Below are 14,887 nucleotides of genomic sequence, written 5' to 3' on the forward strand. Positions count from 1 at the left end.
AAGGGTTTGTCCGCGTCGCGTTTCGATTATGTCGTGGAACTGTAACATTGCACTCGCTGGTAACTTGGTCTCACCATGTGAGATGATCAGTCGATTCCGCGCCGTTTGAGAATGGCCTCGATGTCGGAGAAATCATCCCCAGCGGGCTGTTCCACCTGTCGTGGCGCGGTTTTCCCGGTCTGTGCCGTTTTGGTGGTGGCCGCTTTGGGGGTGGCCGCTTGAGGCGCGGCCGTTCGAGCCGCGGCGGACCGTTCAGGCGCCGCGGCGCCGCCGCCCGGCTCCGGCCGTGCCGTACGGGTCCGGGACAGGGCCCGCCCGCGCAACGTGCCGGAGACGACGAACAGCAGCGCCGACAGCCCGGCCAGGACCACCCCGGCCCACACCGCGGGCGACAGGACCAGGCCGGTCACGAAGCCCACCACCGCCGCGCCGACGTTCCATAGCGTCTGCAGCGCTCCGGTGAGGTAGGCCGCCAGCGGCAGCAGGGACCATGCGGTGGCCCGCAGGCCGGCGGTCACCCCCCTGCGCCGGAAGGTCAGGTAGCTGAGGCCGACCCCTACCGCGGTGAGGCCGGCGCACAGCGGCAGCCAGGCGATGTCGTCGAATGTCATGGCGGGTCCCCTTCGTCCACGGCGTACCCCCATCCTGGCACCCCGAAGGCGACGACGCGGGGGCCCGCGCTACCGGACGAGCGACCGCAGGAAGTCCACGTCCACGTCGAGCAGCGAGGGCATGACGACCCGCCCGGGCGCCTGGGCGATCGGCAGGACGCCCGGCACGGCGACGACCCGGCAGCCCGCGGCGGTCGCCGAGGCGACGCCGTTCGGCGAGTCCTCCAGCGCGACGCACCGCTCCGGGTCCACCGACAGCAGGCCGGCCGCGGTCAGGTACGGCTCCGGGTGCGGCTTGGTGCACGTGACGTCGTCGGCCGTCACGATGATCTCGAAGTGCTCCCGGCCGACGGCCTTGAGCACGGCGTCGGCGATGATCCGCAGCGACGAGGTGACCAGCGCCGTGCGCACGCCCTGGTCGCCGAGCCCGCGCAGCAGGTCGAGGGCTCCCGGCATGGGTTCGACGCCTCTCGACAGCCGGCGTTCCATGCCGTCGATCAGCCACTCCCCCACGACCGCGGGGTCGGCGTCGGCCTGCGTCAGCTCCAGCATGTACGCGACGGTGCGGTCCCAGGAGCCGCCCACGAGCTGCTCCTGGTGCTCAGGACCCCAGTCTCCGCCGAGGCGGGTGACCACCTCGGTCTCGACCTCGAACCACACACCTTCGGTGTCGACGAGCAATCCGTCCATGTCGAACAGCACGGCGTCCACGTGGCCCCTTCCCCCGGTGGAACCCCCGATCAGGGGGGGACCAACATGGTAAGGGGCGCACGTGAACGCCCATGCGGCCGGTCAGACGTTGAAGTACTTCGCCTCGGGGTGGTGGACGACCAGGGCGGAGGTGGCCTGCTCGGGGTGGAGCTGGAACTCCTCCGACAGCGTCACGCCGATGCGGGCGGGGTCGAGCAGCTCCATGACCTGCACCTGGTCCTCCAGGTTGGGGCAGGCCGGGTAGCCGAAGGAGTAGCGGCAGCCGGCGATGTTCACCTTGAGCATGTCGGCCAGCGACTCGTCGCCGCCGATGCCCAGCTCCGACCGCACCCGCGCGTGCCAGTATTCGGCCAGCGCCTCGGTGAGCTGCACCGACAGACCGTGGAGCTCCAGGTAATCGCGGTAGGCGTCCTTGGCGAAGAGCTCGGCCGTGGCCTCGCTGATCCGGTTGCCCATCGTGACCACCTGGAAGGCGACGACGTCGGTCTCCCCGGACTCGCGGGAGCGGAAGAAGTCGGCCAGGCACAGGTGCCGGTCGCGCCGCTGCCGCGGGAAGGTGAAGCGGGTCCGCTCCTTGCCGTCGTCGTCAAGGATGATCAGGCTGTCGCCCTCGCTGACACAGGGGAAGTAGCCGTAGGCGACCGCCGCCTCCAGCAGGTTCTCCGTCTGCAGCCGCTCCAGCCACATCCGCAGCCGGGGCCTGCCCTCGGTCTCGACCAGCTCCTCGTACGACGGGCCCTCGCCGCCCCTGGCGGCCTTGAGACCCCACTGGCCCATGAACGTCGCCCGCTCGTCGAGGAAGGCGGCGTAGTCGGCCAGCGGGACGCCCTTCACGATCCGGTCGCCGAGGAACGGCGGGGCGGGCAGCGGGTTGTCGGCCGCGACGTCGGAACGGGCCGGCAGGTCCTCCTCGGCGGTCCGCTTCAGCACGGCGCCGGTCTTCACCCGCCGCTCGCGCAGCGGCGGCAGCGCCGCGCCGTCCTCACCGCGCTTGACCGCCATGAAGGCGTCCATCAGGCGCAGCCCCTCGAACGCGTCACGCGCGTAGCGGACCTCGCCCCGGAAGACGTCGGCCAGGTCCTGCTCCACGTACGCCCTGGTGAGGGCGGCGCCGCCGAGCAGGACGGGATACCTGTCCGCGAGACCCCGGGAGTTCATCTCCTCCAGGTTCTCCTTCATGACCACGGTGGACTTGACCAGGAGCCCGGACATGCCGACCACGTCGGCGCGGTGCTCCTCGGCGGCCTCCAGGATCGCCGACACCGGCTGCTTGATGCCGAGGTTCACCACGTCGTAGCCGTTGTTGGACAGGATGATGTCCACGAGGTTCTTGCCGATGTCGTGGACGTCGCCCTTGACCGTGGCCAGCACGATGCGGCCCTTGCTGCTGCCCTCGACCTTCTCCATGTGCGGTTCGAGGTGGGCCACGGCGGTCTTCATCACCTCGGCCGACTGCAGCACGAAGGGAAGCTGCATCTCGCCGGAGCCGAACAGCTCGCCGACGACCTTCATGCCGTCGAGCAGGACGTCGTTGATGATCTCCAAGGCCGGCCGCTGCGCCAGGCCCTCGTCGAGATCGGCCTCCAGGCCCTTGCGCTCGCCGTCGACGATGCGCCGCTTGAGCCGCTCCCACAGAGGCAGCCCGGCCAGCTCGGCCGCCTTGCCGGCCTTCATCGACGCCGCGTCCACGCCCTCGAACAGCTCCATGAACCGCTGCAGCGGGTCGTAGCCCTCGCGCCTGCGGTCGTACACGAGGTCGAGCGCGATCTGCCGCCGGTCGTCCGGGATCCGGTTCATCGGCAGGATCTTGGAGGCGTGCACGATCGCGGAGTCGAGCCCCGCGTTGACGCACTCGTTGAGGAAGACGCTGTTCAGCACCATGCGGGCGGCCGGGTTGAGGCCGAACGACACGTTGGAGACGCCGAGCGTGGTCTGCACGCCCGGGTAGCGGCGCTTGAGCTCGCGGATGGCCTCGATCGTCTCGATCCCGTCGCGCCGGGTCTCCTCCTGACCGGTGGCGATGGGGAAGGTGAGGCAGTCGACGATGATGTCCTCGACCCGCATGCCCCAGGTGTTCACCAGGTCCTCGATGAGCCGGGTGGCGATGCGCACCTTCCCCTCGGCGGTGCGGGCCTGGCCCTCCTCGTCGATGGTCAGCGCGACCACGGCCGCGCCGTGCTCCTTCACCAGGCGCATGATCTTCTGGTAGCGCGAGTCGGGGCCGTCGCCGTCCTCGTAGTTCACCGAGTTGACCACGGCCCGGCCGCCGAGCATCTCCAGCCCGGCCTCCAGCACGGCGGGCTCGGTGGAGTCGATCACGATCGGCAGCGTCGAGGCGGTGGCGAACCGGAACGCCAGCTCCTTCATGTCGGCGACCCCGTCGCGGCCGACGTAGTCGACGCACAGGTCGAGCATGTGCGCGCCGTCGCGGGCCTGCGCCCTGGCGATCTCCACGCACTCCTCGTAGTCGGAGGCCAGCATCGCCTCGCGGAACGCCTTGGAGCCGTTGGCGTTGGTCCGCTCGCCGATGGCGAGGTAGGAGGTGTCCTGCCGGAACGGCACGTGCTGGTAGAGCGACGCCGCCCCCGCCTCCGGGCGGGGCCGCCGCTCGCCGCGGGCGCGCCCGCCCACCCGCTCGACCACCTGGCGCAGGTGCTCGGGCGTGGTGCCGCAGCAGCCGCCCACGAGCGCGAGCCCGTAGTCGCGGGTGAACGCCTCGTGCGCGTCCGCCAGCTTCTCCGGGCTCAGCGGGTAGTACGCGCCGTCGGACGTGAGCTGCGGCAGACCCGCGTTCGGCATGCAGGAGATCGGGATCCGCGAGTGCCTGGCCAGGTAGCGCAGGTGCTCGCTCATCTCGGTCGGGCCGGTGGCGCAGTTGAGGCCGATCAGGTCGACGCCGAGCGGCTCGATCGCGGTCAGCGCGGCGCCGATCTCGGAGCCCAGCAGCATCGCGCCGTTGGTCTCGATGGTGACCTGCGTGATGATCAGCACGTCCCGCCCGGAGGCCTCGACCGCCCGCTTCGCGCCGACGACCGCCGCGCGCACCTGCAGCAGGTCCTGGCAGGTCTCGATGATCAGGGCGTCGGCCCCGCCCGCGATCAGTCCGGCGGCGTTGTCGCGGTAGGCGTCGCGCAGCGTCTCGTAAGGCAGGTGGCCGAGCGTGGGGAGCTTCGTGCCGGGACCCATCGAGCCGAGGACGAACCGGGGCCTGTCCGGCGTCGACCAGTGGTCGGCGCGCTCTCTGGCCAGCCGAGCGCCCGCCTCCGAGAGCTCGAAGATGCGGTCCTCGATGCCGTACTCGCCCAGGGCCGCACGGTTGGCGTTGAAGGTGTTGGTCTCGACGCAGTCGACGCCGACCTCCAGATAGGCGTCATGCACGGCCCGCACGATGTCGGGGCGGCTCACGTTGAGCACGTCGTTGCAGCCCTCATGGCCCTGGAAGTCGTCAAGGGTGGGGTCGTAGGACTGCAGCATCGTCCCCATCGCTCCGTCGGCGATCAGAACTCGCTCGGACAGCACTTCTCGGAACGACGACGGTCTGCTGGTCATGGAGGCAAGCTTATCGGCCCCGCCGCATGGGACGCCGATCCCACGGGCGAAACGGGAATACCGGTCGGGTAAGGGGCGGCCGATTTCCCGGCGTCGTCACGCGCCGCAGGTCAGGGCAGCGCGACGGGCCGGTGCCCTGCGGAGGTGACGTACGGGGCCCCTCAGCGAATAGTCTTGGACTGAGCCATACTGCACAAGGCCAGTGAGGAGGCGGCGCGTGATCGAGTTCGAAGGGCTCCCCGAGCTCGTCGACCCGGTGCTGATCGCCGCGTTCGAAGGATGGAACGACGCCGGCGAGGCGTCCAGCGGCGTGCTCGCGCACCTCGAGTCCGAGTGGAAGGCCACCCCGCTCGTCGAGCTGGACCCCGAGGACTACTACGACTTCCAGGTGACCCGGCCGGTGGTCGAGCTCGGCGACGGCGTGACCCGCTCCATCGTCTGGCCGACGACCCGGCTGCTGCTGGCCCGCCCGCCGGGCGCCAAGCGCGACGTGGTGCTGCTGCGCGGCATCGAGCCCAACATGCGGTGGCGGTCGTTCTGCGCCGAGATCGTCGGGCTCTGCCACGATCTCGGCATCGAGCTGGCCGTCCTGCTCGGCGCGCTGCTCAACGACTCCCCGCACACCCGGCCGGTACCGATCACCGGCTCGGTCAGCGACCCCGGCATGGCCCGCGCGCTCAACCTGGAGCTGACCAAGTACGAGGGCCCCACGGGCATCGTGGGCGTGCTGCAGCACACCCTCGGCACCGCCGGAGTGCAGGCGGTGTCCCTGTGGGCGTCGGTCCCGCACTACGTCGCCCAGCCACCCAACCCCAAGGCCACCCTGGCGCTGCTGCGCCGCATCGAGGACATGCTCGACATCCCGATGCCGTACGGCGACCTGGCCGAGGAGGCGCGAGCCTGGGAGCACGGCGTGGACGAGCTGGCGGCCCAGGACAGCGAGGTGGCCGAGTACGTGCGAGAGCTGGAGGAGCGCAAGGACGCCGCGGAGCTGCCCGAGGCCAGCGGCGACGCCATCGCGGCGGAGTTCGAGCGCTACCTGCGCCGCCGCGACCGCGGCACCGACCGCTGACCCCGCGAGACGGCGTCCCGGCCGGTGCCCGAGCCGGCCGGGACGGGCGGCGTCGGGCTCACCGCCCCGGCCAGAACGGGTCCCGGCCGATGAGACCCAGCAGCCTGGCCTGGGCGTCGGCGCCGTCCGGCACCTCGACCCTGACCCCGAACTGGCCGGAGGAGCGGAGCACCTGCTCCATCGGCTCCATCTCGGCGAGGAGCCGAGCACAGAAGCCGGGGTCCAGCCGGTCGTCCTGGGCGGTGGCCCTGGCCAGATCCCAGGTGTGCATGAACACGTCAGCGGTGTAGAAGCGGTCGATCGCGGTCTCCAGCGGCAGGACGCCGACATGCGGGTTGCCGAGTTCCCGGTGCGCCGTCTCCGGATCGTCGAGCACCGCCTGCACACCGGCGCGGTGAACCTCCCACGCGGCGACCGGGTCCTCGTCCGCGGACGGCCCGCGAGGCAGTTCGACTCCGGCGCCGGAGGCGAGAAACCCGGGGAACCATTCGGTCAGGTGACGCACGACGTCACGGGCGGTCCAACCGGCGACCGGGGATGGCGCGTCCCAGCACCGGGTGCCGCGGACCCGCTCGGCGAACAGCCCGGCGACCTGCCGGTGCCGCTCGTCCGGGCGGTCAGACAGCGCCATCGGCGAGCATCCGGTCCAGCTTCGCGTAACCCTCGTCGACACCGGTCTCCATACCGCTGCGCAGCCACGCGTCACGGCTTTCGAAGCTGTCGACCAGTGACTGCGCCCGCAGCCGCGTACGGCCGTCGCCCAGGTCCTCGAACCACAGCGTCTCCAGCGCGACACCGTCGGGATCGCCCTCGAACGTGAAGGTCTGCACGATCCGGTCCGGCCGGACCTCGTGGAAGCAGCCGTGGAACCCGTATTCCACGCCGTCGTGCACGGAGACGTACCGCCAGCTGCCGCCGGTGCGCGCGTCCCAGTGCTCGATCCGGCTGCTCGTGGCGTCGGGACCCACCCACCGGACGAACAGCGCGGGGTCCGTGTGGGCGCGCAACAGCCGCTCCGGCGTCGCCGCGAAGTCACGCGTCATCCGGATGACCGGCAGACTCGGGTCGGCCTCGACGGACGTCTGCGTGTTCCTGTTCATGCTCGTCACTCTCCATCTCCTCCAGGACGGCGTCGAGCCGGCGATAGCGCTGCTCGACGCGGTCCCGGTGCCGCTCGATCCAGGTGTCCACGAGGTCGAGGGCCTCGACCTCCAGGCGTACCGGCCGGGGCTGCGGCCCTCGCGGCCGGCTGACGAGCCCGGCCTCCTCGAGCACCCGCAAGTGCTTGTAGACGGCCTGCAACGTCATCCGGTACGGCTCGGCCAGCCGGCTCACGGTCGCCTCGCCCTCCGAGAGCCGCGCGACCATGTCGCGCCGGGTCGGATCGGCGAGGGCCGCGAAGACCCGGGACAGCGCGTCCGTGGCCGACACCCCCTAAGTTTCAACCCGATGGTTGAAAGGATCGTATGCGGCGACTCCCTCATCGTCAACCCTTCGGTTGAAAGCGCTGCTCATGCCGTACGCCTGGTCAGGCCGGCCACCAGCTGAGGTAGCGCTCACCGGTGTCGGGGAAGATCGTCACGACGGTCTGCCCCGACAGGTCCTCGCGGCGGGCCAGTTCGGCGCAGCCGTACGCCGCCGCGCCCGAGGAGACCCCGACCAGCAGCCCGGTCGTGGCCGCGATGAGCCGGGTCATGGCGGCCGCCTCGCCGTCCGGCACGGTGATCACATCGTCGATGAGGGTGACGTCGGTGACGGGGCTGGTGAAGCCGCCGTTGAGGCCGGGGATCCGGTGCGGCCCCGGGGCGCCCCCCGACAGCAGGGGGGAGCCCTCCGGCTCCACCGCGACGACGCGCAGCCGGGGATTGCGCTCGCGGAGGTAGCGGGCGGTGCCGGTGAGGGTTCCGCCGGTCCCGACTCCGCACACCAGCACGTCGACCTCGCCGCCGGTGCCGGCCCAGATCTCCGGCCCCGTGGTCGTGTAGTGGGCCATGACGTTGGCGGGATTCTCGTGCTGGCGGGCGTACCAGGACCCGGGGACGGCGGCGTGCAGCTCCCTCGCCCGGTCGACGCATCCCTGGAAGCCGAGGACGTGGTCGGTGAACTCGACCTGGGCGCCCAGCATGTGCAGGGTCAGCGTGCGCTCCCGCGACGCGTTGTCCGGCATCACGACGACGCACGGGTATCCCCGGCTGACGGCGAGCGCCGCCAGGGCGATTCCGGTGTTGCCCGACGTCGACTCGATCACGGTCGCGCCCGGGGTCAGGGCCCCGGACGCCTCGGCGTCCTCGATCATGCGCAGCGCCACCCGGTCCTTGATGCTCGACAGCGGGTTGGCCGCCTCCAGCTTGGCGAGCACGGTGGCGGCCGGGGGCAGGCCGTCGAGGGCGAGGCGGAGCAGGGGCGTGCCGCCGATGAGGTCGTCGATTCCGGTCGCTATCTCGCGGCCGATCAGAGGGATCATGCCTGCTCCTTCGCGGCCACCAGCAGGTATTCGTGCGAGCGGTTGGTCAGCATCGGGTCGTCGTCGCTCACCGGCCGGTCGTAGCAGTGGATCCGCTCGTCGCCGAGGGTCAGGTGCCGGCCGAGCACGCGGGCGACGTCCCAGGCCAGCGGCACGAACCTGCCCGCCAGGCGGCGGTTCTGCACGGCGAGCACCGCCCGCGCGCCGGGCCGCATGACCTTCGTCACCGCGGCGAAGGCCTCGTCGATCGCGCTCAGGTACGCGTCGTAGTCGCGCAGCGCGTAGAACTGGCCGTCCACGGAGGAGTCGGTGTCGAGGTTGGTGCCGAAATAGGGCAGGTCGGCCAGGACGAAGTCCACCGACTCCGGCGGCAGCGGCGGCGTGCGGGCGTCGGCGCACAGCATCGTCTGGCCGGGGTACGCCTCCAGGCGCTTGCGCGCCTGCTCCGCGCGCTCCGGCGAGACCTCCAGGCCGATCCCCTTCCGGGACTCGACCGCGCACGCCACCAGCGTGGTCCCCCAGCCGGCGAACGGGTCGAGCACGACGTCGCCCGGCCGGCTCATCTCGACGATCAGGGGCCGCAACTGGCTCACCCAGCCGCACTGGCCGGCGGCCTCCGGCAGCGCGTACGCCGGGTCCTCTCCCTGCAGCACGTGCCAACTCGATCTGCCCATCACTCCACACCAGCCTTCTGTCTCGCCGTCGCGGCGCGACGGTCTTCCGTGTCTGTCTCTTCGTGGTCTTCCTGAGTCCGCGCGTGCACGGCCCGGGCGGGTAGCCGTGGCTCAAGGCGGAGCATGGTGAGGGCCGAGCAGGACACGCCTGCCGCCAGCAGCACCCACATGGAGACCGGCGACAGGCTCAGCAGCGCGGTCAGCACGGCCGGAGCCAGCGTGATCGGGATCGCCCAGGAGAACTGGTAGACCGCCATGTACCTGCCGCGGGTCTCCTCCGGGGCCGCGCTCGACACCAGCGCGGACAGCGGCGCGCCGTGCAGCATCTCCCCCACCGTGAACAGCGCCGTCGCCGCGAAGACCCCGGCCAGGGCGACCGGCCGTGCGGGAACCCCGGCCAGCAGGGCGAACGCCGCGAACGACACCGCGAACGTGGCGGCGCCCGCCGCGACCGTGCGGGTGCGCCGATACCGGATCAGCCGCCGCGTCACCGGAATCTGCAGCAGCGCGATGCCGACGGTGTTGACCGCGTACAGCACGCCGACCAGCGACGCGGGCACGTCCAGTTCCTGCGTGACATAGACGGGCAGCGCCACCGACAGCACCATGTAGCCGAAGGCGGTCGGCACGTTCTGCAGGGTCAGCGCGAGGAACGTGCGATCGCGCAGGACGAGCCGGTATCCCCCGCTCCGCCGGCCCGCCTCCCTCGGGGCCGTGCCGGTCCGCGTACCGGGAACCGGGCTGCCGGGGACGGGGATCGTATGGAGGATCAGTGCGGCGCCGGCGAACGCGGCGGCGCTGACCAGGACGATCACCCGGTAGGCGGCGTCGCTGCCCAGGCCGAGCGCGGCGCCCGCGATGAGGCCGCCCGCGCCGAGTCCGGCGTTGCGCAGGCTGCGCTGCGCGGCGAGGAGCCTGTCGCGGTCGGCGCCCCGCGCGATCGCGGCGACGAACGACTGGATCGACGGCGGGTAGGAGCCGTCGCCGAGCGCCACCAGCGCCACCGCGAGGAACATCGTCAGCGGCGAGTCCACCAGCGGGTAGGCGGCGAACCCCACGGCACGCACCAGGTAGCCGCCCACGACGACGGCCCGCGCGCCGAAGCGGTCGACGAGCACACCCGCGATCGGGTTGCCGACCAGGCTGAACAGCGCCGCCGCGGTCATGATGACGCCGACCCGCTCGATCGGCAGCCCGGTGACGTGGTGGAAGAACAGCAGCGACAGAGGCAGGTACATGCCGCTGCCGGTGGCGTCGACCACCATTCCGGCCATGTAGCGCGCCTGCGCCGAGGGGCGGGTCACGACGGCACCGCCCCGATCCGCACCTGCTCCTCCAGTCGCGCGCCGAGCGAGCGCAGCCTGCGCTCGCACTCCGCGCGGGAGGGCGCCGAGGCGATGGCCACGGTGAGAAAGTCGGCCGAGCCCGCGGCGGGCGGGACCACCTGGCCCGGCCTCGCGTAGAGCCAGAAGTGCTCCACCCAGGGCTCCGGCGGGACGTCGGGCAGCGCGTGGATGAATCCCGGCCGCTTCATCATCAGCACCTGGCCGGCCATCCGCGCCGGCTCCGGCCGCCGCCCCGGACGCACGGCCCGCTCCACGTCGGGCAGCGGGAGGCCGAGCTGGGCCCGGATGGAGCACTCGGCGAGATTGACCCCGAAGAGGGTGTGGAAGACCTCCCGGATCTTCCCGCCGCCGGACCGGCAGGCGATCTCGCACAGCACCAGCCGGTCGTCCGGCGTGTGGAAGATCTCCGCGTGGAAGGCGTGGTCGCGCAGCCGGCCGCCGGGCCGCCGCAGCGCCGCCAGCGTCCGCCCGGTCAGCTCCAGCAGGCGGCCGGTGAGCGGATCGCCGGGGTCGAGCGCCAGGTCGACCCGGGAGCCGGAGTCGGTGCCGAACGACGCCAGCTCGTACTGGTACTGCGAGGGCCAGGCCAGCACGACCTCGCCGTTCACCACCAGCCCGTCGACGTGGCACATGCGGCCGGGCACGTACGCCTCCAGCAGGAGGTCGTCTCGCCGCCCGTCCCGGCGCGAGCCGTACGCCTCGGTGAGGAAGGCCGTCAGCGCGTCCCGGTCGCGCAGGATGCGCAGGCCGATCGAGTTGAAACCGGCCCTGTTCTTGACCACGAGAGGGAACCCGTGAACGTCGGCGAAGGCCTGCACGTCCGCCGCGGTCCGCGGCACGGCGTGCGGGGCGACCTCCACGCCGGCCCGCGCCGCGTGCTCCTTCATCAGGGCCTTGTCCCGGAAAGGCAGCACGTCGGCGGCCCGCGCGCCGGGCAGCCCGAGCTCCTCGCGCAGGGCGGCCACGCGCAGGACGTCGGCCTCGTGCTCCCCGATCAGGTGCGTGGCGCCGTACTCGGCGGCGAGGCGCGCGACCCGCCCGGCCACCTCGTCGTCGTGGTCGAAGAGCTCCAGGTGCGTGTAGCCGAGGTTCCCCTCGGGGATCCGCTCGCCGAACGGCTCGAACCTGTCGCGGGCGGCGAGGATCACCACCGGGCCCTTGTGGTCGCGCAGCCAGCGGTCGTACGGGAACGGCTCCATCGGGTTGCGGTGCACGATGACGACGCTCGTGTCACCCCCTCGCCCGGCGGTTCCGGGTCGCGTGCGCGGCTCGCCGTGCTCATCGATGCGCTCGGTTCGCTCACTCATGCCGGCACCTCCGCCAGGGATCGGGCCTCGGCCGCGTACGCGAGCGAGGTCCGCCCGTCCTCGCCCACGATCCGGATCCGGATGGCGTCGTCGATGACCTCCGCGCCGCGGCGGATGGCCGCGTCCGTGTCGGGGCCGGTCACCGCGACCAGGCCGAGCCGGTCCCAGTTGTCGCGCAACGCGCGCACCGTGTCGCCGGGCTTGGCGGTGACGCGCACGTCGAGCACGTCGTCGCGGGCCGCGGCGTCGGCGACGCCCTCCACCGACTCGACCCGGCCCGGCTCGCCCACCAGGGAGCGGACGCTGGCCCCCGCGTGCGCCTCCGGCCGGTCCGGCAGCTCGGGGACCAGCCCGAACGGCCAGCCCAGGGCGTACTCCACCAGGTCGATGCCGTACGCGCCGCGCACGAGCTCCGGGATCATGTCGCCGGCGACCCGGTTGTGGCTCTCGATGACCACCGGGCCGTGCGGGCCGAGCCGCAGCTCGGTGTGCGTGACGCCGTCGCTGAGGCCGATCAGGTCGAGGAAGCGACGCACGCTCGCGCTGATCCGCTCCCGGACCGGCTCGTCCAGCCGGGCGGGCACGGCGTGGCCGAGCTCCGCGAACCGGTCGGCGTGCACGAACTTCTCGGTGATCGCCACGACGACGTGGCGGCCCGCGAAGCTGAACGCCTCGACGCTGAACTCCGGTCCCTCGACGTACTCCTCCATGAGGAAGTCCTGCAGGAGGTACATGGTCGAGACCCGGTCGGTCCGGGTGCCGCGCAGCCCTTCCACCGTGGCCCAGACCGGCTCGGCGTCCTGCGGCCCCCCGATCCGGAACACGCCGATGCTCGCGGTCGCGTCGGTCGGCTTGACGATGAACGGGTAGCCGTGGACGGCTCCGAAGGAGTCCAGGTCCTCTCGCCGCAGGAGCGGCGCGGCGGCCACCGCGGAGGGGTCGAGCTCGGCGCCCGGAACCGACGCGAGGTGGCGGCGCATGGCCAGTTTGTCGCGGAATCTCCTGGTGACCTCGTAGCCGGTGCCGCCCAGGCCGAACAGGTCGTTGATCCGTCCCGCGTTCTCCAGGCCGGGCTCGGTGATGGACAGCGCGACGCGGAAGCCCGGCTCCTGCCACAGCTCCCTCGCCACGGGCTCGACGGCCGCCCACTCGGTGTAGTCCAGAACGCGCAGGACGTCGGCGAGCTCCTCCTGCTCGGGGCTGACCTTGGTGGGGTGCTGGAGCAGCAGGACGGTCAGGCCCAGCTCCTTGGCCTTGCGCACGGTTTCGTCCGTGGCGCCGACTATCAGGACCGTGCTGTCCGGATTCATCGATCCATTCCTTTCTTCTGGAGGTCGCGGCAGGCCGGCTCGGGCCGTGCGGGAGACCGTGTGAGAGGCCGTGCCGGCGCGAGGTGGTGACACGGTTCCGGCGGGGGCGAGGGCGCGCGCGCCGGCGGGCACGTCGCCGAGGACGAGCGCCCGCGCCCCGATGACCGCGTCGTCGCCCACGCACACCGGGCCGAGGACGGTCGCGCCGACGCCCAGCACCACGCGGGCTCCGATCACGGGGTGCCGCCGTTCCCCGTCCGGGCGCAGGTTGTCGCGCCACCAGCCGACCGCTCCCAGCGTCACCTGGTGGTAGATGGTCACGTCGTCGCCCACGACCGCGGTCTCCCCGATCACCACGGCCGCGCCGTGGTCGACGAAGACCCGGCGTCCGAGCACCGCACCCGGGTGGATCTCCACGCCGGTGACGCATCGCGCGAGGAGCATCAGCAGCCGGGCGGGCAGTCGCCGTCCGCGCCGGTGCAGCCGGTGGGCGACCCGGTGCAGCCACATCGCCGGGAGCACCGGGTGCAGCAACGCCTCCCTCCGGTCGCGTACGGACGGGTCCCGCTCGACGATCGTCCGCAGATCCTCGGCCAGGAGGCGCAGCAGTCTCTCCGGCCGTTCGCTTCCCGGGGGCGGCGGAGAAGACCTGAAATCGGCATGCGGCATCTTCGCCTCCTCACATTCACCTCGGCGAATAAACCATCAATGAAAACCCGGATCGCTGGAATGGCAGACCGCCACTGGCCTGGAGATGCTCCACGACCATTTCCGGGGCAGTGAATTACGGACCCTTTTTTCTCGGTTATTGGGTAAGCGTGGTGGCCGTGCAAGCACAGGTCAACCCCTACTCGGACGGCCTTCGACCGGTAATCGGCGGGCCGGCGACCCCGACCGGACAGGCGTCCTACCGAATTCTCCGAGCCCATGGAGGGAATGTCGCGGGCCGGCGCTGTCGCAGAACGCGAAAACGCCGGCCGGCGAACAGACCGGCACGGCGGGAGAATAAAGAAGGCGAGGGGGATGCGTCAGCTCCGAGTCCCGGCCGAGCACGGCGCGCGGGCGGGCCGGGCGGCCGCGGCTGCAGCAGACGCGGCGGCGGGCCGGGCGAGGGCGGCCAGACGAGCTTGGCCAAGTCGTCGTCCACCCTCGTTGCCCTCATCGAGACACCGCACCAGCAAACCGAAAGCAAACGATCAATCACAATAAGTGAACGGCAACCAATTGTGCATGGCACAATCCCTCTTCGTGCGTAGAATCAGGTTCCCGCAGTCAGCGCGGAGGCATCGCATCGGGACAGCACGGGTCCTTGCCGTCATCCGGGGTCAGCCGCCCCGTATAGTGCCGCCACCCGGTCCTGGGCTGGACGAGCAGTGGCACTGGCTCGGCATAGATGATCGCGGGCTGGAGCTCGAGGTGATCGCCGTTCTGACCGAGAAGTACTTGCTGGTGATCCACGCGATGCCGACCGCGCTAAGGAGGAACGAGCCATGACCGAGTACACCGGCCCCTGGCCTCCGGAGGACGTCGAGTTCGCCCCGGACGACGAGTCGGACGTCGACCTGGGCGCCGAGGAGATCTACGACAGGAGGGGGAATCGGATCGACGAGGCCTACGTCGAGGCCGCGGTCGCGCACGTGCGCCGGACGGTCGGCCGTCCCTCTCTCACGGCACCGGGCAGGCGCTCACCTCAGGTCACGTTCCGCCTGAGTCCGGAGGAGAAGGCGGCCGCCAGGGCGCTGGCGGAACGGGAGGGCAAGACCGTGTCGCAACTGGCCCGGGAGGCGTTCGCCCAGTACCTCCGCGACCACGCGGCCTGATCCGGCGTTCGGAAGGCGCGAAC

Annotated in this window: 13 protein-coding genes; 2 read left to right on the plus strand and 11 right to left on the minus strand. The window is 71.6% G+C overall.

Going from position 1 to position 14,887, the window contains the following annotated elements; all coding sequences use genetic code 11:
• Window positions 1-86: 86 nt before the first annotated feature.
• From FLX07_RS20055 to metH, 3 genes are all read right to left on the minus strand, one after another.
• Window positions 87-611, minus strand: coding sequence for a cellulose synthase (locus FLX07_RS20055; protein ID WP_142572360.1), 525 nt, complete (start codon window positions 609-611; stop codon window positions 87-89).
• Window positions 612-680: 69 nt separating this feature from the next.
• Complete coding sequence (locus FLX07_RS20060) at window positions 681-1,322, minus strand: HAD family hydrolase (protein WP_142572361.1); 642 nt, start codon at window positions 1,320-1,322, stop codon at window positions 681-683.
• Window positions 1,323-1,403: 81 nt separating this feature from the next.
• Window positions 1,404-4,871 (minus strand): methionine synthase, encoded by a 3,468-nt coding sequence (gene metH, locus FLX07_RS20065; RefSeq protein ID WP_142572362.1) that lies wholly within the window; start codon window positions 4,869-4,871, stop codon window positions 1,404-1,406.
• 217 nt (window positions 4,872-5,088) lie between these two features.
• On the opposite strand from metH, the gene FLX07_RS20070 reads away from it, so the two are divergent.
• Window positions 5,089-5,943: a PAC2 family protein gene (locus FLX07_RS20070; protein WP_142572363.1), complete on the plus strand. Its 855-nt coding sequence runs from the start codon at window positions 5,089-5,091 to the stop codon at window positions 5,941-5,943.
• A 58-nt stretch (window positions 5,944-6,001) separates the two neighbouring features.
• Here the strand turns inward: FLX07_RS20070 and FLX07_RS20075 are convergent, their stop codons facing one another.
• The 8 genes from FLX07_RS20075 to epsC form a co-directional block, all read right to left on the minus strand.
• A complete protein-coding gene (locus tag FLX07_RS20075) occupies window positions 6,002-6,574 on the minus strand; it encodes a TIGR03086 family metal-binding protein (protein WP_142572364.1) in 573 nt (190 codons plus the stop codon).
• Window positions 6,561-7,043, minus strand: coding sequence for an SRPBCC family protein (locus FLX07_RS20080; RefSeq protein ID WP_142572365.1), 483 nt, complete (start codon window positions 7,041-7,043; stop codon window positions 6,561-6,563). Before FLX07_RS20080 ends, FLX07_RS20075 begins: the two co-directional genes overlap by 14 nt.
• Window positions 6,976-7,374 carry an ArsR/SmtB family transcription factor gene (locus FLX07_RS20085; RefSeq protein ID WP_268239523.1) on the minus strand — a complete coding sequence of 133 codons (399 nt, stop codon included), beginning with the start codon at window positions 7,372-7,374 and terminating at the stop codon, window positions 6,976-6,978. The genes FLX07_RS20080 and FLX07_RS20085 overlap by 68 nt, the downstream gene beginning before the upstream one ends.
• Before the next feature lie 97 nt (window positions 7,375-7,471).
• Window positions 7,472-8,407 (minus strand): PLP-dependent cysteine synthase family protein, encoded by a 936-nt coding sequence (locus FLX07_RS20090; protein WP_142572366.1) that lies wholly within the window; start codon window positions 8,405-8,407, stop codon window positions 7,472-7,474.
• Window positions 8,404-9,081, minus strand: coding sequence for a TRM11 family SAM-dependent methyltransferase (locus FLX07_RS20095; protein ID WP_142572367.1), 678 nt, complete (start codon window positions 9,079-9,081; stop codon window positions 8,404-8,406). Before FLX07_RS20095 ends, FLX07_RS20090 begins: the two co-directional genes overlap by 4 nt.
• Entirely contained in the window at window positions 9,081-10,385 is a 1,305-nt protein-coding gene (locus FLX07_RS20100) for an MFS transporter (RefSeq protein WP_208762299.1), read from the minus strand. Before FLX07_RS20100 ends, FLX07_RS20095 begins: the two co-directional genes overlap by 1 nt.
• Window positions 10,382-11,734: an ATP-binding protein gene (locus FLX07_RS20105; RefSeq protein WP_142572368.1), complete on the minus strand. Its 1,353-nt coding sequence runs from the start codon at window positions 11,732-11,734 to the stop codon at window positions 10,382-10,384. The genes FLX07_RS20100 and FLX07_RS20105 overlap by 4 nt, the downstream gene beginning before the upstream one ends.
• Window positions 11,731-13,713, minus strand: a complete 1,983-nt coding sequence (gene epsC, locus FLX07_RS20110; protein WP_208762300.1) for a serine O-acetyltransferase EpsC — start codon at window positions 13,711-13,713, stop codon at window positions 11,731-11,733. Before epsC ends, FLX07_RS20105 begins: the two co-directional genes overlap by 4 nt.
• A gap of 821 nt (window positions 13,714-14,534) precedes the next feature.
• On the opposite strand from epsC, the gene FLX07_RS20120 reads away from it, so the two are divergent.
• The gene (locus FLX07_RS20120) at window positions 14,535-14,864 is read left to right on the plus strand and encodes a plasmid mobilization protein (RefSeq protein ID WP_208762301.1); all 330 of its coding nucleotides are present in this window, start codon (window positions 14,535-14,537) and stop codon (window positions 14,862-14,864) included.
• Window positions 14,865-14,887 lie beyond the last annotated feature (23 nt).

Source organism: Microbispora bryophytorum (assembly GCF_006874465.1).
Classification (GTDB): Bacteria; Actinomycetota; Actinomycetes; order Streptosporangiales; family Streptosporangiaceae; genus Microbispora; species Microbispora bryophytorum.